Here is a 17,154-nt window from a genome sequence, read left to right on the forward strand (position 1 = left end):
CCCTGTGGCCGGCCCGTCTCAGAGTCCGCGCGCCGCGACAGCGTTATGGACCGCAGCCACGATCGAGCCTGCAACGATGCCGAAAACGAGGCTGAAGAAAATGCCTTCGAGCCAAGCCTGGGGCGACGTCACGGGTGCGAGCGTGAACAATCCTACCCAGGCATGCGTCACCTGCAGGCTGGGAAACAGCACTCCCACGAGAGCGCACAGGACGAACAGCACGATCAGGGCCACGCTGGCCGCGATGGCCAGCCCCAGCATCGACAGCGTGCGTCTATTGACGATGTCGGTCATGGCATGTCTCCCTCAGCAGGGGCCTCGGGTGTGGGCATGTCCTTTTGCATCTGCCGCATCATCTGCATCATGTCCATTTGCACCATCTGCATGGACCGCATCATCTCCATCATCTGCATCTGCGGCGGGCCGCCCGCTCCTGGCTGCATCATCCCGCCACTCTGCATCTGCTGCATGAGTTGCAGATGCATCTGCATCATCGTCATCATGTGCATTTGCATCATCGGCATGGCCGCTCCCCCGCCCCTCTGCATCATGCCCATCATGTCCGGGCATTGGGTCATCGCGTTGCCTGCGGGCGGAGCAGGAAGCTGAGCAATCTTGTCTGCCGGTGTCTCGGTAGCGGTCGAGGGGGTATCGGCACCCTCGGGGTGATGCGGGTCGGTCTGAGCGATCGCAGGATTGGCGAGGCCCAGGAACAGTGCCGCTATAAATAGCGGCTTGGTAACGCGCATGGGTCTTCTCCCTTTGCGTGGTATTGAATTGAATGTGGTGGTGACGAGACGCCGGACAACAGTGCAATGCAGTGCAGTGCGCAGGTGAGAGCGAAACGCCCGCGACCGCCAAGGTCGCTTATGTCAGCCGAGGGCGCGGGGCGGATGGCGGTTGACGAGCGGATCGATCCCGTGGAGGCATTGCGCGCGTGCTAAAGTCCAGGTTCGGTGCGCGGAACCGGTAAAGCCGGGGGCATCAGCCGGCGCTACGAAGGCAGTGCCGCTGCAATGCGCCACGCTTGAACAGCAATCGGCGAGCCGGTCATCGCACGACTCTTGCTTGTAGGCGTCGTGCGGGATCGATGCGGGGTGGACAGTGGCCAAATGGTGCAGTTCGACGGATGTGCCGGGCAATGCGGCAACCGCCGCAGAGCCGAAGCCGAGCGCCAACGCCAGACTGAAGATCAGCGCTGTCGCCAGAACTCGGAGTTCATCGCACAACCAAACCATGCTCTTACCATAAGGCTATCCCAGGAGCTGTCCTTGATCGAAATCAAAGTCGCGTCACGCATCAGCGCCGCACCTTCGCGTACGCCCGTTTGTGCTAGAGCAACGACGTCGCGTTCGATCGGCGCTTTCGACTGTCGATTGACGAATTGCTGGCGGCGGAGCCGCATGACGCGTTGCAACGGAAGGCGCGCTACAAGCTCATGTCCATGATGCTGGACGCAATATGCAACATTGAAGGGGGAATGAGGAAAGTGAACCCTTCAATCCAGTGGCTCGAAGACCAAATCAAAATCCGAAACGATCTCATTGATCAGATCGATCAGGGGACTGGACGCAAGAGCCCAGCAAGGAAATGGCAGAACCCACGGTTAAGGATCGTCAGTATGCTATTCGGGATCCCAAATTGAGCAGCAATTGGCCATGCTCCGCTCAATACAGTGAGCACCACGGCATTTCGCCAGGCGAACGTGTGTCAATCGCATAATTCGGCGATAACGATGCCATAAGCGCTATCGCAGTCTCAGCCGTTGAAGCGAATACGCCCCATTAGTCTTGAACGTGGAGAAATATGCGAAGCCGACTGATCACCTCATCGAACTCACTGCCGACATTGTGGCGGCCTATGTGACTACCCACCTTTGGCTTTCGCGTACGCATTTCCACCACCAAGCAGTGCCGCCAACTCCTCGTACTTCGCGCCGCACCGGTCGTAGACATTGAAGTTCTGATTTCTGGTGCACCCGGCGCGCGCAACAATGTCATCGAGCAGATGAGCCAGTGTGCGGTCTCCGCCCGCCCGCACCATCGCGTCCCTGTCGTATTGTTTCCACATCCCGCACTTCTCGCACGAGACGATGACCTTTTCAGAGGGGTATTCGGACAGCGTTGGCATCAGAACAAAATAGGAACATATGCCTTGGGAAGTCAACTACATTACACTGACGTATGTGCATTCCAGCGCCGTAAGGCCGCTTGACGTGAAAGCCACGCCAGCTACGCTTGCACAGGGAAGAGGCCCATGAACCGCCAAAGACTGCCTACTGAAGTCAAGATCAGCCTCATCGTCTGCATGATTGTTATGGGCATGGCAGCTTTGTCTCTGGCGGGCCTCGATTGGTTCGGCCAGGGTGGCGGCCTTGCTGTCGTACTCGCAATTAGCTGGAGCGTCGTCCTCCACGGATTCTTTTGCTATTGGAGGTTCGGAATAGGGTTTTTCGAAACCACGCTGCTAAGCGCCGTTGACCCCAATTTCCGGCGCGCTGTCCGTCGTCAGCCCCCTCTCCCCGAGATTTCACAGCACCAGACTAGGTCGAAGAAGAAGCCGTAGCTTGCCGCGTAGCGGGAGCAGGATCGAATTGCACCGATAGGAGTTTTAGAGTTCCCTAATACAATTGGAGGCTCCGAGATGCCTGACGGTTCTACGGCTAGCCGATGAAGACCCGGCGTCGGTCCGCGTTCATAATTCCCTGCATCCCGACGCTGGTAGACAAGCCGCCAGAGGGCGACCGCTGGACCCACGAAATCAAATATGATGGCTACCGGACGCAGATCCATCTGGCCGGCGGTCACGCTCGTGCCTTCACCCGCAATGGCCATGACTGGTCAATGAAGTATGCGGCGGTGCTGGCGGCGTCGCGCGAGTTGATCACGCGCGATGTAATCCTCGACGGCGAAATGGTCGTGCAGGATGAAAGCGGCCGCTCCAGCTTCAAGCAGCTTGCGAGCGCCATACGCTGGGATGGCTCCAGCCTGGTGTTCTACGCCTTCGACCTCCTTGCCCTCGACGGCAACGACCTGACCAAGCAACGCTGCGAGGATCGACGGTCACGCTTGCACGAGCTCATGGGCGATCCGGCGTCCCACTTGCGCTCTACAGTTCAGCCAGGCGTTTGAAGGCTCGGGAGCCGATTTCTTCGCGGCTGTCGAGAAGATGGACCTTGAAGGCATCGAAGCGCCGCGCCAGCATCTACCGCAGCGGCCCGTCCCTGGATTGGGTCAAGACCAAGACGTACATCACAGGTGAGTTCGCTGTGATAGGCTACGAGCGAAATCGCGGTGCCGCTCCTTCTCTCCTCCTCGCCGAAGAGACTGACGCTGTTATGCGCTATGTCGGCCGCGCCATCCCTGCGATACCGCAGAACCAGCGCGACGAGCTATGGCAGGCGCTGGAATTCCTGCACGCCGATAGGCTCGCCACGCCTATAAGCGGCGGCAATAAAGGTGTGGTGCCGGTGCAGCCGCTCTTGAAGGTCATGGCAAAACACCTGAGGGGCGAAGAGAAGCTTCGGCATGCAACGATGATCGAAGTTCTGATGCCTCGATGAAAGAGGCCCAGTTGCGAGGCATCAGTGTAGCGCAATCATCCTCACCTTCCCAACATCGCCGTGGAAGCCTGGGAGCGCGCGGAAAGGACGGGCCCTCAACAACCGGAAGGACATCTCGCTTTCACCGGAGGCCCGGTCCACCTATATGTGCAGTCCGTCGTGATCGTCGGGAACGACAAGGCGGCGGATCGAGCCTTCAAAGAGGGAACAAGCCGGAAGAAAGCGGCCCAACTCATCGGACACCTGTGGGCGACGTCGACGCGCATATCGTCGAGAAGCGCTTCCAGTGCTTCGCGCGGCCATAACTTAGCAACTCGGTGGAACCGACCCATGGCGACCCAACGACGCGCAGACCGTGAACTTCCACTATCCGACCGCGCTGCCCGCCGCGCCGATCTTCACGCCACCTTCCAATATCGCCGTTTGGAGATGCGGATTGCTGTCAGGCACGCGGGCTAGCCACAACAAGGCTGGCCATCACCCTTTGCTGGCCCGCAGCATGAGCTCGCAACTTTAGTCTGCTCGGCAAGCCATCTATCCCTTGGTTTGCAACTTGCGGCCCTCGGTGTGAGCTCCACATCGACTTGGCCATCGGCGATGACCGGGATCGATGCCTTGTGAAGCTGCATTGGAGCAATGCCGTCACTTACCTCGAACGTGAGCTTTGCCGTAGGGTCGAGAGCTAGATGCTCCGTGACTTTGCGGATGATGGCAGCGAACTTTCCTGCGGACATGTGAGTGCGCTCTTCCTCGTTCACGTCCCAGAGCTGGATGAAAATCTCGGTCCACGACTCGGGATTGGCACCACAATCGAGTGCGGCAAACGAGCCCGCCTTCACCTCTGTGACGTGATAGCCCGGCTTCACCGAACGGCCGTCATAGGCAAACACCAACGGCTTTTCCTTGTGCTCGCCGAGGAAGGACAAGAGTTCACCGATTGATATGTCGTCGTTCCGGAAATCTGTAGCGCTGGCGAATTCACGGTTGTCAGGGGTCAACATCTGCGTTATTCCTCGTTTCGACATTTCTAGGATTGTTGAAATATGGATGAACGTCAAGCACTGATCGCATTCGGGGCAATGTCCCAAGAGACGCGGCTGAAAATCGTTCGGCTGCTGGTAAAAGCTGGACCGGAAGGTATGGCCGCAGGCTCCATAGCGGAAGCCGCAGGGGTCTCAGCGTCGAACGTCTCGTTCCATCTCAAGGAACTCGAGCGCGGCGGATTGGTCGCCGCCCGCAGGGACGCGCGCTCTATCGTCTATTCAGCGGAGTTCCAGGCTTTGAGCGGGTTGATCCGCTTTCTCATGGAAGACTGCTGTGCCGGCAACCCGGCCATCTGCCAGCCGGCCCTTGCCCCATCCTGCTGCGAGCCATCGGACACAGTCCAATGAGCCTTCAAGTCCAGCAGATCGCCCCACACGATCCAGAATTCGTGGCAGCGCTTGCTGCGGAGGAGTTGCCCGTCGACGACCTCACGGAAGACGGCAGGCTCTTCTTCCGGTTCGAGAAGGACAAAGCGCTTATCGGCTTCGGCGGCATGGAATTGGTCGGAGACTACGCTCTGCTGCGCTCCATCGTCGTTCCGCCACCGTCGCGTGGCCAAGGCTCGGGGAAGCGCATCACCGAGCAGTTGCTACAGAAAGCCGAGGGTCTGGGAATTGCCGAAGTCTATTTGCTGACCACCTCGGCCGCGGATTTCTTCGAGGCCGCCGGATTTGAACGCATTGCGCGCGAGGCAGCTCCGCAACAGATTCTAGCCACCCGGCAAGCGTCATCGCATTGTCCCTCCAGTGCGGCCCTGCTGTTTTGCCGCCTATCTCCATCCACAAGCCAACCGAGTACCATCTCCACGGAGACAGTTGATGACTGACCGCGTCTACAATGTCCTGTTCCTCTGCACAGGCAATTCCGCCCGCTCGATCCTCGCAGAGAGTATTCTGCGCAAAGAAGGCGCTGGGCGCTTTAATGCCTACTCGGCGGGGAGCCAGCCCAAAGGCGCGGTCAACCCGATCGCCTTGAAAGTTCTAGAAGCGCTCGAGTACCCCGCTGAAGACTTTCGTTCGAAGTCCTGGGAAGAGTTCTCGGTTCCCGGCGCGCCGCAAATGGATTTCGTCTTCACCGTTTGTGACGACGCGGCCGGCGAGGCCTGCCCCGTCTGGATCGGCCAGCCAATGACCGCGCACTGGGGGATCGAAGACCCTTCGAACGTCGAAGGAACCGACATCGAGAAGGAACGCGCGTTCAGTACGGCTGCACGGTTCATGAAGAACCGGATCATGGCGTTCCTCAGCCTTCCGCTCGCCTCCATCGACCGCATGGCCGTCGATCACCACCTCCAGGTGATTGGCCGCATGGAAGGCTCCACTTCAAAGAACACGGACGCAGCCTAAAATCATGTCGACATTTGAACGCTATCTGACCCTGTGGGTCGCCCTCTGCATCGTTGTGGGCATCGCCCTGGGCCATCTGATGCCAGGTGTCTTCCACGCAATCGGCGGCGCCGAGATCGCCAAGGTGAATATCCCGGTCGCCGTCCTGATCTGGCTGATGATCATCCCGATGCTGCTAAAGATCGACTTCGCCGCCATGGGTGAGGTCGGCAGGCATTGGCGCGGCATCGGGGTCACGCTCTTCATCAACTGGGCGGTAAAACCGTTCTCGATGGCGCTGCTCGGCTGGCTTTTCATCGGCTGGCTGTTCCGCCCCTATCTGCCCGCCGATCAGATCGACTCCTACATCGCTGGCCTTATCATCCTCGCAGCGGCTCCTTGCACGGCGATGGTGTTCGTGTGGTCGAACCTGACCAAGGGCGAACCTCATTTCACGCTTTCCCAGGTGGCGCTCAACGATGCCATTATGGTTGTCGCCTTTGCGCCGATTGTAGGCCTGCTCCTCGGCCTGTCCGCGATTACCGTTCCGTGGGGCACGCTCGTCCTGTCGGTGGTCCTTTACATCGTTATCCCGGTCATCATTGCGCAGGTCATGAGACGTAGGCTCCTTTCCTCGGGCGGACAGAAGTCGCTCGACGGCCTGCTCCATACCCTGCAACCGCTTTCTCTCGTTGCGCTGCTGGCGACCCTGGTCCTGCTGTTCGGTTTCCAGGGCGAGCAGATCATCGCTCAGCCGATGATCATCGCACTGCTGGCGGTGCCGATCCTGATCCAGGTCTATCTGAACTCCGGCTTGGCCTATCTGCTCAACCGCATCTCCGGGGAACAGCACTGTGTTGCGGGTCCGTCGGCGCTGATCGGCGCATCCAATTTCTTCGAACTGGCTGTCGCGGCCGCCATCAGCCTATTCGGCTTCAGCTCGGGTGCTGCGCTGGCAACCGTCGTCGGCGTACTGGTGGAAGTTCCCGTAATGCTCTCGGTCGTCTGGATCGTGAACCGCAGCAAGGGCTGGTACGAGCGGGGATCCGCTGTCTCCGCCGTCAAACAAAACGAAAGGACCGCATGATGGACATCACCATCTATCACAATCCCGACTGCGGCACGTCCCGCAACACGCTTGCGCTCATCCGCAATGCCGGGGTCGAGCCCACCGTCATCGAGTACCTGAAAACGCCGCCCACACGAGAGGTCCTTCAGGATCTGATTTCCAAGGCAGGCCTGACCGTGCGCGAGGCCATCCGGCAGAAGGGAACGCCCTACGCGGACCTGGGCCTGGACGATCCGACGCGTACCGATGACGACCTTCTGGATGCCATGATCGAGCATCCAATCCTCATTAATCGACCGTTCGTCGTCACGCCGTGGGGTGTGCGCCTGAGCCGCCCATCCGAGGTTGTGCTGGAGATCCTGCCACTCCCTCAAAAGGGACCGTTCTACAAAGAGGACGGCGAACCGTTGATCGATGCCGAAGGAAACCGAGTTGCTTAATCTGCCAAACATCGTCGAGGAAGCACTTGAGCTTCCCGATCCGGCCCAGCTGTCGAAGCCTTTCTCGACCCACAAGCCACGGATACTGATGCTGTACGGATCGCTCCGCGAGCGTTCCTATAGCCGATTTCTCACGCAAGAAGCCGCTCGACTGCTTGAGCATTTCGGCGCGGAAACCCGAATATTTGATCCTTCGGGTCTGCCGTTGCCCGACGATGCGCCCACCGATCACCCAAAGGTTCAAGAGCTTCGCGAGCTTTCGCTGTGGTCCGAAGGCCAGGTCTGGAGCAGTCCCGAACGCCATGGCGCCATAAGTGGCGTGATGAAATCTCAGATCGACTGGATTCCGCTTGCTGTCGGTTCGATCCGGCCGACGCAGGGCCGCACACTGGCGGTCATGCAGGTCTCGGGCGGCTCGCAGTCCTTCAATGCGGTCAACCAGATGCGCGTTCTCGGCCGCTGGATGCGTATGATCACAATTCCCAACCAGTCGTCCGTCGCCAAAGCCTATCAAGAATTCGATCCGGAAGGCCGTATGAAACCATCGTCCTACTACGACCGCGTCGTCGATGTGATGGAAGAACTGGTCAAGTTCACGCTGCTCACCCGAGATGTCTCAGGCTATCTGACGAACAGGTACAGCGAGCGGAAAGAGGATGCGGAGAAGCTCGAGGCTCGCGTCAAGCTCAAGGCGATTTGAGCGGCTCGAAGCTCTCGCCGTGAAGGTTAGCGGTGCTGCCAAACCTTCACGGCGGAGATGACGAGGATCAGCGAAAGCATCGGCAGCAGCACACCGTCGGGCACAATGCCCAGCAGTCTGCCGCCAATGTAGGTGCCGACAATCGACCCCGCCGCCATGATCAAGAGAAACACCTGATTGCGTTTCAGGACTGAAAAACTCTGGTCTCTGCTGTAGCGAGCAAATCCGGCAATCATGGTCGGAAGACTGACAGCCAACGACAGGCTTCCAGCCAGTTTTACGTCTGCGCCGAAAAGCAGGATGAGCGTCGGTATCAACAGTTCGCCGCCAGCCACTCCAAGGAGCGAGGCGACGACGCCAATCAGGAAACCTGCGGCAACGCCCGCAACCAGCAAATAGGTGCCTGCGAGAGCCTGTCCACCCCCCTCGCCATGTCCCAGAAGAAGCACGGCAGCGATCGCGACAAGAAGAACCGCGATGATCCTAAACAGCGTTTCCGAGCTCAACTTGGTTGCCCATCCGGCTCCGAACCATGCTCCTACAAGGCTTCCCGCCAACAGGTTAGCGATTACTCCCCAGTGCTGAAAAATCTCCGAGGCGGGCACGGTCTGCATGCGAAACGGAAGCGCTGACGCAACAACGACCAGGCTCATTGCCTTGTTCAGAATAATGGCTTCCAACGGCTTGAATCGGAACAAGCCGATCAAAAGCGGAAGTCGGAACTCGGCCCCGCCCAGACCAATGAGACCACCCAAGGTTCCGATGACGGCCCCTCCTCCAAACGCGGCCGCCTTGGAGCGTGACATCGGCGCGTCCGCGTCCTTCATGCCATCTTATCCCTATGTCGCTGTGGACCGACTCCTGGGACTTGTTCGCCCTTGCCGTCAACAAGCCCGTCGTCGATTTGTCATATTTCGACAATGATTGAAATTAGAGTTGACGGCTCGAACACAGCAGATCTAAGTTCCTTCCATGAAGATCGAAACAGCGGCAACTCAGCTCGAAGCTCTCGGCAATCCGACGCGCCTGCGGATCTACCGAGTGCTGGTTCGTGCGGGTGTCGACGGGCTCGCCGTTGGGCATCTGCAAGACAGGATCGGTATCGCCGCGTCGACGCTTTCCCACCACTTGCATCGCCTGATCGCCACCGGGCTCGTCAGCCAGGAACGGCAGGCAACGACCCTGATTTGTCGCGCCAACTATTCCGCGATGAATGGCCTACTAGGGTTCCTTTCCGACGAGTGCTGCGCGGATGCGAACTCCCAAGCCAGAGACGACGCGGCATAATTTTTTGGTTGATATTTCGGTTATCCCGGAAAGATGGAAAATGACTTCGACTGTTTCGATCGAGCATCACCGGGGCGCAGTTATCTGGGGCTTGGGCGTGACCCAGATCATCGGATACGGCACACTTTACTATAGCTTCAGCATCCTGGCGCCCGAGATGGCCAAGGACCTCGCCTGGACGCAGGAATGGGTGTTCGGTGTCTTTTCAGCTGCCTTGCTGGTAGGCGGGTTCGCTGCCCCGTCCATCGGCCGCCGCATCGATCGTCATGGTGCGGGTTCGATGATGGCCCTTGGCTCCGTAATCGCAGCTTGCGCCTTGGCCCTGTGTGCACTCGCGCCCGGCCGCATTCCGTTCGTGGCCGGCATGATCGTCATGGAGATCGCCTCGGCCTTTGTCCTCTACAACGCGGCATTTGCCGCCTTGGTGCAGATAGCACCCCAAACAGCTCAGAGGAGCATCACGCACCTCACCCTGATTGCTGGTTTTGCCTCGACCCTGTTCTGGCCGATCACGACCCAACTCCACGAACACCTGACTTGGCGGGAGGTCTATCTGGCCTTCGCTGTCTTGCATCTGGTCGTTTGCCTGCCTATCCATTTCTGGATCGCGAGAGCGATGAATGCCGATCGCAACGGCGACCATAAGGACAAGGTCAAGACCGTGGCGGCGGTTGAAGGAAGCATCGCTTCCTGGGATCGCCGACGAGCGTTCACGCTGATGGGTCTAGGATTTGCACTCGAAGGCTTCGTCCTGTCAGCGCTACTCGTCCATATGGTCCCGCTTCTGACAGCGGTCGGGCTAGGAGCGAGCGCGGTGCTGATAGGAACCCTGTTTGGGCCCTCCCAAGTGCTCAGCCGATTTATTAACATGCTCGCTGGCCGGGGGCTCTCGCAATTGGTGTTGGCAGTAATCTCTGCAGCTCTCTTGGTGACAGGGCTGTCGACCTTGCTGGTATCCGCTCCCTGGATTTATGGCGCGGCCGCTTTCGCCGTCCTTTTCGGGCTAGGATCGGGGCTGACCAGCATTGTCCAAGGCTCCCTCCCCTTGGCTCTATTTGGCTCAGATGGCTACGGCGCAATGCTGGGTAAGATATCCTCGATCAGACTGATCGTGTCAGCGCTGGCTCCGTTCGTGTTTTCGGTGCTGATGGCGCACGTGGGAACTTGGTCTGCCCTATCCGTGGCCATTGTACTCGGGATTGGAGCCGCTGCCGCGTTTGCCAGCATTGGGTGGAAGCCGCGGTCACCCGAACTAGTGCCTGAGACGTGACCGCTTCGGCGCAAGGTGGCCTGCTTTCGCCTCACGGCAAACGAGTCTGTAGGCTTCCTGCGCGCCATTGCAGCCCCGATCCTGGCAGAGGCACTCGAGGGCACACAAAACGTGCTCCGCAATGTCGTGGCGTCCCGTGCCGTCGGCAACTTTGAAAGCCTCCAGCAGAAGGCTATCGAGTAGGATCTCGGACCGTGCGGTTTCATGGGTCTTCATGAGAAGACCATAATGGTTCCAGCAGATGGAAGGTCAACAATGGCGATTGGGCTGGGAATGGGAACTAGGCAGGTTTTCAAGGTCCCTGTTCAAGGGCCGATTGAGTACCCAGCTCCACGTACAGTCCTGATCAGATCCGGACCCCGAACAGAACTTAAGGACTTGCGAAGGCGGCCGATGTGAACGTCGATGGTCCGCTCATCGATGTAGACCGTATTCCCCCAAACCTTGTCGAGTAGCTGCCCACGCGAGAAAACTCGGCCTGGCGACATCATCAGGAATTCAAGCAGCTTGTATTCGGTGGGACCGACATGCAGAGCCCGACCATTGCGAAGAACCCTGTGCTGCTGTCGGTCGAGCAGCAAGTCCTTGACCGAAAGGACGTCAGACAGCACCTCAGGTCGTGCCCGTCGCAACAGGGCACGAACCCTGGCTACAAACTCGGGTGTTGAGAATGGCTTTACGAGATAGTCGTCAGCGCCAGTCTTTAACCCTCGCACCCGATCAGTCTCTTCCCCTCTTGCGGTCAACATGATGATGGGAAGACGCTCGGTTGCCTCTCTAGCACGCAGTCGGCGACAAAGCTCAATCCCCGATATCACTGGGACCATCCAATCAAGGACCAGCAGATCGGGAACGGTTTCCTGCAACCTCAGCTCGGCTTCATCGCCCCGCTGCACGACTTCGACGTCATACCCTTCGGATTCTAGATTGTAACGAAGCAGCACACCCAGCGCTTCTTCGTCTTCGACAACCATGACTTTGGGAGCGATCATTGATGCGGTTCCGACTGTCAATTACTCGGCCTTGGTAGCCAGTACCGTCTGGTCGGCTTTGGGCCGATCCGGTGACAGTTGTTTCCCCGTGATGATGTAATGGGCGTTCTCAGCGATATTGGTTACATGGTCGCCAATACGCTCAAGGTTCTTGGCGCAGAACAACAGGTGCGTGCACGCACTGATGTTGCGCGGGTCTTCCATCATGTAGGTCAAAAGCTCTCGGAAGACGGCCGTGTATTTGATGTCGATCTCTTTATCGTCGGCTCTCAGAGCCTGCAGTTCAGATGCGTCGCGGGCGATGTATTTCTCGACGACACGCCGAACCTGAACCAACGCAAGCTGGGACATTGAGTGAATTCCATGCGCCAGATTTTGAGGAATCTGGTTGGCCCCCACGACACTGACGCGTTTTGCGATGTTCTTTGCAAGATCGCCAATCCGCTCCAGATCGGATGCCATCCGGAGTGCACCAACAACCTCTCGCAAATCTTGAGCCATGGGCTGGCGGATGGCGATAATGGTAATCGCCCGATGATCCAGGTCGCGTTGCTTTACGTCCATGACCACATCGTCTGAAATAACGCGCTGCGCCAACCCGTTGTCGTGTTTCAAAAGTGCCGCGATAGCTGCCTCAATCATCTCTGCAGCGAGGTCACCCATTTCACGAACCAATCGGTCGATCAGAGCAAGCTCTTGATCGAACGATGCTACTGTATGCTCGCCCACCATTTGCCCAGCTCGCTCAGCCATATCGCCCAGTTATGTAAGCCTGCGTTCGCTCGTCGTCCGGGCTAGTGAACATCTTGTCCGTCGGCCCCTCCTCAACCAGATTGCCAAGGTGGAACATCGCAGTCCGCTGTGACACACGAGCAGCCTGCTGCATCGAATGGGTCACAATGACGATCGTGTAGTGGGTACGTAGTTCGTCGATGAGTTCCTCGACTTTGGCAGTAGCGATGGGATCAAGCGCCGAACACGGCTCGTCCATCAGGATCACTTCGGGAGAGACGGCGATTGCGCGTGCGATGCAAAGACGTTGCTGCTGCCCGCCCGACAACCCTGTACCGGGTTCGAGGAGCCTGTCCTTCACCTCGGTCCACAGCGCGGCCTTTCGCAAGCTGGCTTCTACGATTTGGTCGATGTCCGCCCTCGAACTGGCAAGTCCGTGTATCCGCGTGCCGTAGGCAATGTTCTCGTAGATTGACTTGGGAAATGGGTTCGGCTTCTGGAACACCATGCCAACCCGGGCGCGAAGCTCCACGACATCGATTGAGGGATCGTAGATGTCACCCCCATCCAAGGTAATCCTACCCGTGACACTCGCGGACTCGATGGTGTCGTTCATCCGGTTCAGGCACCGGAGGAAGGTAGACTTTCCGCACCCGGACGGGCCGATCAGGGCTGTAACCTGGTTTTTCGGAACGTCGAGATTGACGTCATAGAGCGCCTGTTTCTCGCCATAAAAGACCGAGACCTTTTCGCCCCTTATCTTGGATTCGTGAGGTACAGCAGCTGCGACGTGCTGCTCGAGGATCTCGTCAGTAAACATGTTCATCTTCTCCTCCTACCAACGCCGCTCAAATCGCTGGCGAAGGAAAATGGCCACGGCGTTCATCAGGAAAAGAAACGCGAGCAACACCAGGATGGCGGCGGATGTGCGCGACACGAACCCCCGTTCGGGACTATCTGCCCAAATGTAGATTTGGGTCGGGAGAGCTGTCGACGCTTCGAGTGCCGACGACGGAATGCTGGTGATGAACGCGTTCATGCCGATCAGCAGCAGCGGCGCTGTCTCTCCGAGCGCGTGCGCCATGCCAAGGATAGTCCCCGTCATGATGCTGGGCATCGCCAATGGCAGGACATGATGGAAGATCATCTCGTGTTTAGACGCACCTATGCCAAGGGCAGCTTCGCGTATGCCCGACGGAACCGATTGCAGTGCCGCGCGAGTGACGATGATCAGCGTCGGCAGCGTCATCAGCGCCAGCACCAAGCCGCCAACCAAGGGTGCCGACCGGGGTAGGCCGAACCACCCCAGGAATACGGCCAAGCCAAGCAAGCCAAACACCACAGAGGGGACTGCAGCGAGGTTGTTGATGTTGATCTCGATGAAGTCTGTGAATCGGTTCCTTGGGGCGAACTCTTCAAGATAGATCGCTGCCGCAATGCCGATCGGAAAGCTGATCGTGAACGACACGAGCAGTGCCCAGAACGTTCCGGAAATCGCCCCCGCGAGGCCCGCAAGCTCGGGGAAGCGGCTGTCCGAGTTGAACAGCAGGGCCCAGTTGAATGGCTGGGAGATCATGCCTTTCGCGACCAACTGGTCGTAGAGGGCAATCTGACGGTCGTTCACGCGACGCTGGTCTTCCGGTGAGCCACGCACGACCTGGCCTTTGGCGAGTTGGTCAAGAGGGTCAGACAACGGAATGGTGAAACTGGACACCTTCCCCAAGCGACTTGGGTCGGCAATGACAATATCGCGCACCAGGAATGGAGCCGACGACGTAAAGATATTGAAGTAGTCGCGTTCGGCGCTCCGGGGCAAATCGGGCACCTCGGTCCGGAGCGCGCCCCTTACGATGCCACGCCAATCAGCTTCCATGGGATTGGCGGGATCCACTTCTGCCTTGGTGAGGTCGATTTCGACGGTCACCATCGACTGGGTGAAAGCCCGATAACCTGTGAAGGTCAGCGTTGCGATCAGGATTCCGAGGAATCCGAGTGCGAAACCGATCGCAACCATCCCGTAAATCTGGAGGCGCCGATCGGCAGCATAACGACGCTTGCGCGTGGCTTTCATGCTGTCTGACTGCCAATTGTTTCTGGCCGACGGCGTGATGTCGGCTGCCGCAATATCGGTCGTCATCAGTATTTTTCCCGGTACTTGCGCACGGTGCGAAGCGCAATCAGGTTGAGACCCAGTGTGATGAGGAACAGCAACAGGCCCAGCGCGAAGGCAGCGAGGGTCTTGGGGTTGTCGAACTCGGCGTCGCCGATCAGCAGCGTTACGATCTGCACCGTGACGGTGGTAACGGCTTCAAATGGATTCAGCGTCATGTTGGCGATGAGACCTGCGGCCATCACAACGATCATCGTCTCGCCGATGGCGCGGCTGAGAGCCAGCAGGATGCCGCCGACGATGCCAGGCAGTGCGGCAGGAAGCAGAACGCGTGTGATCGTTTCGCCCTTGGTAGCGCCCAAGGCATAAGAGCCATCACGCATCGCCCTGGGTACGGCTGCAATAGCGTCGTCGGACAGCGACGATACGAATGGGATGATCATCACGCCCATGACGGCGCCGGCGGCCAGCGCGCTGTTGGGCGCTGCGTTGAGGCCGAGGCTTAGTCCAAGGTTGCGGATGGCAGGAGCAACGGTGAGGACTGCGAAGAAGCCGTAGACCACGGTTGGAATGCCCGCGAGGATTTCAAGGAGGGGCTTCACCACCGCCCGAAATCTCCTTCCGGCGTACTCCGTAAGGTAGATCGCCGAGAGGATGCCTGTAGGCACAGCGACTAGCATCGCCAAGATCGAGATGACGATCGTTCCAAAAATGACCGGAATAACGCCGAAGGCGCCCTGCCCGGCAACCTGATCGGCTCGGATCGCAATCTGCGGTTCCCAGCGAAGCCCGAACAGGAATTCCGTGACCCGAACCATTGAAAAGAACTGGGCGGCTTCGAAGATCAGTGAGGCGACAATCCCGAGGGTCGTCAGGATGGCGACCAGGGACGAAAACATCATGAAGGCCGTCGCGGCGCGTTCTACGCTATGGCGCGCACGAAACCTCTTCTCGATGACCCGAAACCCAAAGAACGCACCGATCACGGCCAATGCGGCAACTACGGCCAGGACTGCCCAGCCTGCTAGCGCTTCGAGAGAACGAAGATGTTCTACGGCGGCAAGCATGTTCGCGGTGGGTTCGCTGAACGCGTTCCCATTGGCCAGCTGCCGAATCTGGCTCGTCAACACCGCTCTTTGCGAGGCATCGAGGAGGTCGGCTCCAGGATAGCTCGCGATCACAAGGCTATCCACGACCCCGCGTCGACCCAGAAGCCAAAGGATCAGAAACACGAATGCGGGAACGCCCGTCCAGATCGCCGCATTGAGCCCGTGATAGATCGGACGGGAATGCAGCTTTTCTTTTGTTGCTGCGGCTTTTGAACGTGCGCGCTGCACGCCAACTACCGCCGCGAAGATCGCAGCTACCACAATGAATGCGAACAGGTAGGCGGTCATGTTTCTCCCCCATCAGATGCAGGAAGCCGACCACGCAAGCGCGATCGGCTTCCTCGTCGGCTACATGCCGAACTTCTTCCCTTCGAGAACGGCAGACTGGACCGCTGCGCGCTTGTCGTCGGAGAGCGGGGTCAAGCCACGTTCAGCAAGGTATCCGTCGGGTCCCAAAGCTTCGTCCGAGACGTATTCCGCGAGGAATTCCTTCAGGCCGGGAATGACGTCGCGATGGGCGTTCTTGACGTAGAAGTAGAGCGGACGGGCGATCGGGTAGGAGCCGTCGGCGATGGTGTCGAAGTTCGCTGGAACACCATTGATCTTGACGTCCTTCAGCTTGTCACTGTTTTCGTACAGGAACGAATAGCCGAAGATGCCAATCGAGTTCGGATCCGACTCCAGGCGCTGCACGATGAGGTTGTCGTTCTCACCCGCCTCGACGAACGGGCCGTCCTGACGCATGCGCGAGCAGACCTCGGTCCACTTCTTCTCATCTGCCTTCTTGAGGTCTGCCATGCCGGCCAGGCCCTTGCAGCCGTCATGCATGGTCAGTTCGACGAATGCATCACGCGTGCCCGAGGTGGGCGGAGGGCCGAACGCAACAATGTCCGTGGCCGGCAGCGAAGCGTCGATGTCAGACCATTTCTTGTTCGGGTTGGCGACGAACCCACCCTTGCCGTCCGGAAGCTCAGCGGCCAGCGCCTTGAAGATCTGCTCTTCGGTAAGATTCCAATCGGTCGTGTTGGCTCGCGAAACCGCAATCGACAAGCCGTCGTAGCCGATCAACGCTTCCGTGATGTCGACAACGCCCTTGTCGGCGCAAAGCTTTACTTCGGATTCCTTGATGGCGCGGGAAGCGCCCGTCACGTCGGCGAAATCAGGGCCGACGCCACCGCAGAAAGCTTTGAAACCGCCACCCGTGCCGACCGACTCCACGACCGGAGCAGGCTTGCCGCTCTTGTTGGCGTATTCTTCAGCCGCCGCTTGGCTGTAAGGGAACACGGTGGACGATCCGGTCACCTTGATCTGATCGCGCGCCGAGGCTGCGCCGACTGACGCGACAATGGCGATAGATGCCGCCGATGCCGCCAAGAGAAATTTGTTCATTGCCCTGCTCCCTGTGAGGAATTCGATCTCGACGCCTTGAGGCGACAGGAGCCGGCTTAGCGGACAAATGTAACACTTAGATGACAGATTTCTAGCAATCTAGATATCGGGATTTATCGATATAA

The 17,154-nt window shown here is 58.7% G+C and carries 22 protein-coding genes; 10 read left to right on the forward strand and 12 right to left on the reverse strand.

The genetic code is table 11. From position 1 onward, the window contains the following. Positions 1-18 precede the first annotated feature (18 nt). From ASC75_RS16115 to ASC75_RS16130, 4 genes are all read right to left on the reverse strand, one after another. Positions 19-294: a hypothetical protein gene (locus ASC75_RS16115; protein ID WP_055977493.1), complete on the reverse strand. Its 276-nt coding sequence runs from the start codon at positions 292-294 to the stop codon at positions 19-21. Next, on the reverse strand, positions 291-749 hold the full coding sequence (locus ASC75_RS16120; RefSeq protein WP_055977496.1) for a hypothetical protein: 459 nt from the start codon (positions 747-749) through the stop codon (positions 291-293). Before ASC75_RS16120 ends, ASC75_RS16115 begins: the two co-directional genes overlap by 4 nt. Positions 750-872: 123 nt before the next feature. Further along, entirely contained in the window at positions 873-1,238 is a 366-nt protein-coding gene (locus ASC75_RS26115) for a hypothetical protein (protein ID WP_210168386.1), read from the reverse strand. A gap of 628 nt (positions 1,239-1,866) precedes the next feature. Next, positions 1,867-2,070, reverse strand: a complete 204-nt coding sequence (locus ASC75_RS16130; protein WP_108679446.1) for a hypothetical protein — start codon at positions 2,068-2,070, stop codon at positions 1,867-1,869. 599 nt (positions 2,071-2,669) lie between these two features. Between ASC75_RS16130 and ASC75_RS16140 the strand changes: the two genes are divergently transcribed. Further along, complete coding sequence (locus ASC75_RS16140; protein WP_055977513.1) at positions 2,670-3,131, forward strand: RNA ligase family protein; 462 nt, start codon at positions 2,670-2,672, stop codon at positions 3,129-3,131. A gap of 44 nt (positions 3,132-3,175) precedes the next feature. Further along, on the forward strand, positions 3,176-3,562 hold the full coding sequence (locus tag ASC75_RS16145; RefSeq protein ID WP_055977516.1) for an ATP-dependent DNA ligase: 387 nt from the start codon (positions 3,176-3,178) through the stop codon (positions 3,560-3,562). 455 nt (positions 3,563-4,017) lie between these two features. Here ASC75_RS16145 and ASC75_RS16150 read toward each other — a convergent pair whose 3' ends face one another. Continuing rightward, positions 4,018-4,563, reverse strand: coding sequence for a DUF6428 family protein (locus ASC75_RS16150; RefSeq protein WP_055977519.1), 546 nt, complete (start codon positions 4,561-4,563; stop codon positions 4,018-4,020). 42 nt (positions 4,564-4,605) lie between these two features. Here ASC75_RS16150 and ASC75_RS16155 point away from each other — a divergent pair, with 42 nt between their 5' ends. Genes ASC75_RS16155 through arsH form a run of 6 tightly spaced genes read left to right on the forward strand, consistent with a single transcriptional unit; the run spans position 4,606 to position 8,140 of the window. Beyond that, on the forward strand, positions 4,606-4,953 hold the full coding sequence (locus ASC75_RS16155) for a metalloregulator ArsR/SmtB family transcription factor (protein WP_055977522.1): 348 nt from the start codon (positions 4,606-4,608) through the stop codon (positions 4,951-4,953). Next, positions 4,950-5,432 (forward strand): arsenic resistance N-acetyltransferase ArsN2, encoded by a 483-nt coding sequence (arsN2, locus tag ASC75_RS16160; protein WP_055977525.1) that lies wholly within the window; start codon positions 4,950-4,952, stop codon positions 5,430-5,432. Before ASC75_RS16155 ends, arsN2 begins: the two co-directional genes overlap by 4 nt. After that, the gene (locus ASC75_RS16165) at positions 5,422-5,952 is read left to right on the forward strand and encodes an arsenate reductase ArsC (protein WP_108607885.1); all 531 of its coding nucleotides are present in this window, start codon (positions 5,422-5,424) and stop codon (positions 5,950-5,952) included. Before arsN2 ends, ASC75_RS16165 begins: the two co-directional genes overlap by 11 nt. 4 nt (positions 5,953-5,956) lie before the next feature. Beyond that, complete coding sequence (gene arsB, locus ASC75_RS16170) at positions 5,957-7,018, forward strand: ACR3 family arsenite efflux transporter (protein ID WP_055977531.1); 1,062 nt, start codon at positions 5,957-5,959, stop codon at positions 7,016-7,018. Further along, the gene (gene arsC, locus ASC75_RS16175) at positions 7,018-7,440 is read left to right on the forward strand and encodes an arsenate reductase (glutaredoxin) (protein WP_055977534.1); all 423 of its coding nucleotides are present in this window, start codon (positions 7,018-7,020) and stop codon (positions 7,438-7,440) included. The genes arsB and arsC overlap by 1 nt, the downstream gene beginning before the upstream one ends. After that, positions 7,415-8,140 carry an arsenical resistance protein ArsH gene (arsH, locus tag ASC75_RS16180; RefSeq protein WP_055977537.1) on the forward strand — a complete coding sequence of 242 codons (726 nt, stop codon included), beginning with the start codon at positions 7,415-7,417 and terminating at the stop codon, positions 8,138-8,140. Before arsC ends, arsH begins: the two co-directional genes overlap by 26 nt. A 26-nt stretch (positions 8,141-8,166) precedes the next feature. Here arsH and ASC75_RS16185 read toward each other — a convergent pair whose 3' ends face one another. Then, complete coding sequence (locus ASC75_RS16185) at positions 8,167-8,967, reverse strand: sulfite exporter TauE/SafE family protein (RefSeq protein WP_055977540.1); 801 nt, start codon at positions 8,965-8,967, stop codon at positions 8,167-8,169. A 145-nt stretch (positions 8,968-9,112) separates the two neighbouring features. On the opposite strand from ASC75_RS16185, the gene ASC75_RS16190 reads away from it, so the two are divergent. Beyond that, the gene (locus ASC75_RS16190; protein ID WP_055977543.1) at positions 9,113-9,427 is read left to right on the forward strand and encodes a metalloregulator ArsR/SmtB family transcription factor; all 315 of its coding nucleotides are present in this window, start codon (positions 9,113-9,115) and stop codon (positions 9,425-9,427) included. A gap of 40 nt (positions 9,428-9,467) precedes the next feature. Next, entirely contained in the window at positions 9,468-10,697 is a 1,230-nt protein-coding gene (gene arsK, locus ASC75_RS16195; RefSeq protein WP_055977546.1) for an arsenite efflux MFS transporter ArsK, read from the forward strand. A gap of 305 nt (positions 10,698-11,002) precedes the next feature. On the opposite strand, the gene phoB is transcribed toward arsK, so the two are convergent. From phoB to ASC75_RS16225, 6 genes are read right to left on the reverse strand one after another with little or no spacing between them, the layout of a single operon-like run. Then, entirely contained in the window at positions 11,003-11,689 is a 687-nt protein-coding gene (gene phoB / locus ASC75_RS16200; RefSeq protein ID WP_055977549.1) for a phosphate regulon transcriptional regulator PhoB, read from the reverse strand. A gap of 21 nt (positions 11,690-11,710) precedes the next feature. Further along, entirely contained in the window at positions 11,711-12,418 is a 708-nt protein-coding gene (gene phoU / locus ASC75_RS16205) for a phosphate signaling complex protein PhoU (RefSeq protein WP_055977760.1), read from the reverse strand. 16 nt (positions 12,419-12,434) lie between these two features. After that, positions 12,435-13,247: a phosphate ABC transporter ATP-binding protein PstB gene (pstB, locus tag ASC75_RS16210; protein ID WP_055977553.1), complete on the reverse strand. Its 813-nt coding sequence runs from the start codon at positions 13,245-13,247 to the stop codon at positions 12,435-12,437. A gap of 9 nt (positions 13,248-13,256) precedes the next feature. Further along, positions 13,257-14,558: a phosphate ABC transporter permease PstA gene (pstA, locus tag ASC75_RS16215; RefSeq protein ID WP_055977556.1), complete on the reverse strand. Its 1,302-nt coding sequence runs from the start codon at positions 14,556-14,558 to the stop codon at positions 13,257-13,259. Further along, complete coding sequence (pstC, locus tag ASC75_RS16220; protein WP_055977559.1) at positions 14,558-15,928, reverse strand: phosphate ABC transporter permease subunit PstC; 1,371 nt, start codon at positions 15,926-15,928, stop codon at positions 14,558-14,560. Before pstC ends, pstA begins: the two co-directional genes overlap by 1 nt. A gap of 60 nt (positions 15,929-15,988) precedes the next feature. Further along, positions 15,989-17,014, reverse strand: a complete 1,026-nt coding sequence (locus ASC75_RS16225; protein WP_348271294.1) for a substrate-binding domain-containing protein — start codon at positions 17,012-17,014, stop codon at positions 15,989-15,991. Between the last annotated feature and the right edge of the window lie 140 nt (positions 17,015-17,154).

The sequence above is a fragment of the Aminobacter sp. DSM 101952 genome (genome assembly GCF_001424795.1).
GTDB classification, from domain to species: domain Bacteria; phylum Pseudomonadota; class Alphaproteobacteria; order Rhizobiales; family Rhizobiaceae; genus Aminobacter; species Aminobacter aganoensis.

What these genes read in the sequence shown, in the direction of transcription:
- ASC75_RS16115 (WP_055977493.1), bottom strand. Translation starts at nt 294, where the DNA reads ATGACCGACATCGTCAATAGACGCACGCTGTCGATGCTGGGGCTGGCC.
- ASC75_RS16120 (WP_055977496.1), bottom strand. Translation starts at nt 749, where the DNA reads ATGCGCGTTACCAAGCCGCTATTTATAGCGGCACTGTTCCTGGGCCTC.
- ASC75_RS26115 (WP_210168386.1), bottom strand. Translation starts at nt 1,238, where the DNA reads ATGGTTTGGTTGTGCGATGAACTCCGAGTTCTGGCGACAGCGCTGATC.
- ASC75_RS16130 (WP_108679446.1), bottom strand. Translation starts at nt 2,070, where the DNA reads ATGTGGAAACAATACGACAGGGACGCGATGGTGCGGGCGGGCGGAGAC.
- ASC75_RS16140 (WP_055977513.1), top strand. Translation starts at nt 2,670, where the DNA reads ATGAAGACCCGGCGTCGGTCCGCGTTCATAATTCCCTGCATCCCGACG.
- ASC75_RS16150 (WP_055977519.1), bottom strand. Translation starts at nt 4,563, where the DNA reads ATGTTGACCCCTGACAACCGTGAATTCGCCAGCGCTACAGATTTCCGG.
- ASC75_RS16155 (WP_055977522.1), top strand. Translation starts at nt 4,606, where the DNA reads ATGGATGAACGTCAAGCACTGATCGCATTCGGGGCAATGTCCCAAGAG.
- arsN2 (WP_055977525.1), top strand. Translation starts at nt 4,950, where the DNA reads ATGAGCCTTCAAGTCCAGCAGATCGCCCCACACGATCCAGAATTCGTG.
- arsB (WP_055977531.1), top strand. Translation starts at nt 5,957, where the DNA reads ATGTCGACATTTGAACGCTATCTGACCCTGTGGGTCGCCCTCTGCATC.
- arsC (WP_055977534.1), top strand. Translation starts at nt 7,018, where the DNA reads ATGGACATCACCATCTATCACAATCCCGACTGCGGCACGTCCCGCAAC.
- arsH (WP_055977537.1), top strand. Translation starts at nt 7,415, where the DNA reads ATGCCGAAGGAAACCGAGTTGCTTAATCTGCCAAACATCGTCGAGGAA.
- ASC75_RS16185 (WP_055977540.1), bottom strand. Translation starts at nt 8,967, where the DNA reads ATGAAGGACGCGGACGCGCCGATGTCACGCTCCAAGGCGGCCGCGTTT.
- ASC75_RS16190 (WP_055977543.1), top strand. Translation starts at nt 9,113, where the DNA reads ATGAAGATCGAAACAGCGGCAACTCAGCTCGAAGCTCTCGGCAATCCG.
- arsK (WP_055977546.1), top strand. Translation starts at nt 9,468, where the DNA reads ATGACTTCGACTGTTTCGATCGAGCATCACCGGGGCGCAGTTATCTGG.
- phoB (WP_055977549.1), bottom strand. Translation starts at nt 11,689, where the DNA reads ATGATCGCTCCCAAAGTCATGGTTGTCGAAGACGAAGAAGCGCTGGGT.
- pstB (WP_055977553.1), bottom strand. Translation starts at nt 13,247, where the DNA reads ATGAACATGTTTACTGACGAGATCCTCGAGCAGCACGTCGCAGCTGCT.
- pstA (WP_055977556.1), bottom strand. Translation starts at nt 14,558, where the DNA reads ATGACGACCGATATTGCGGCAGCCGACATCACGCCGTCGGCCAGAAAC.
- pstC (WP_055977559.1), bottom strand. Translation starts at nt 15,928, where the DNA reads ATGACCGCCTACCTGTTCGCATTCATTGTGGTAGCTGCGATCTTCGCG.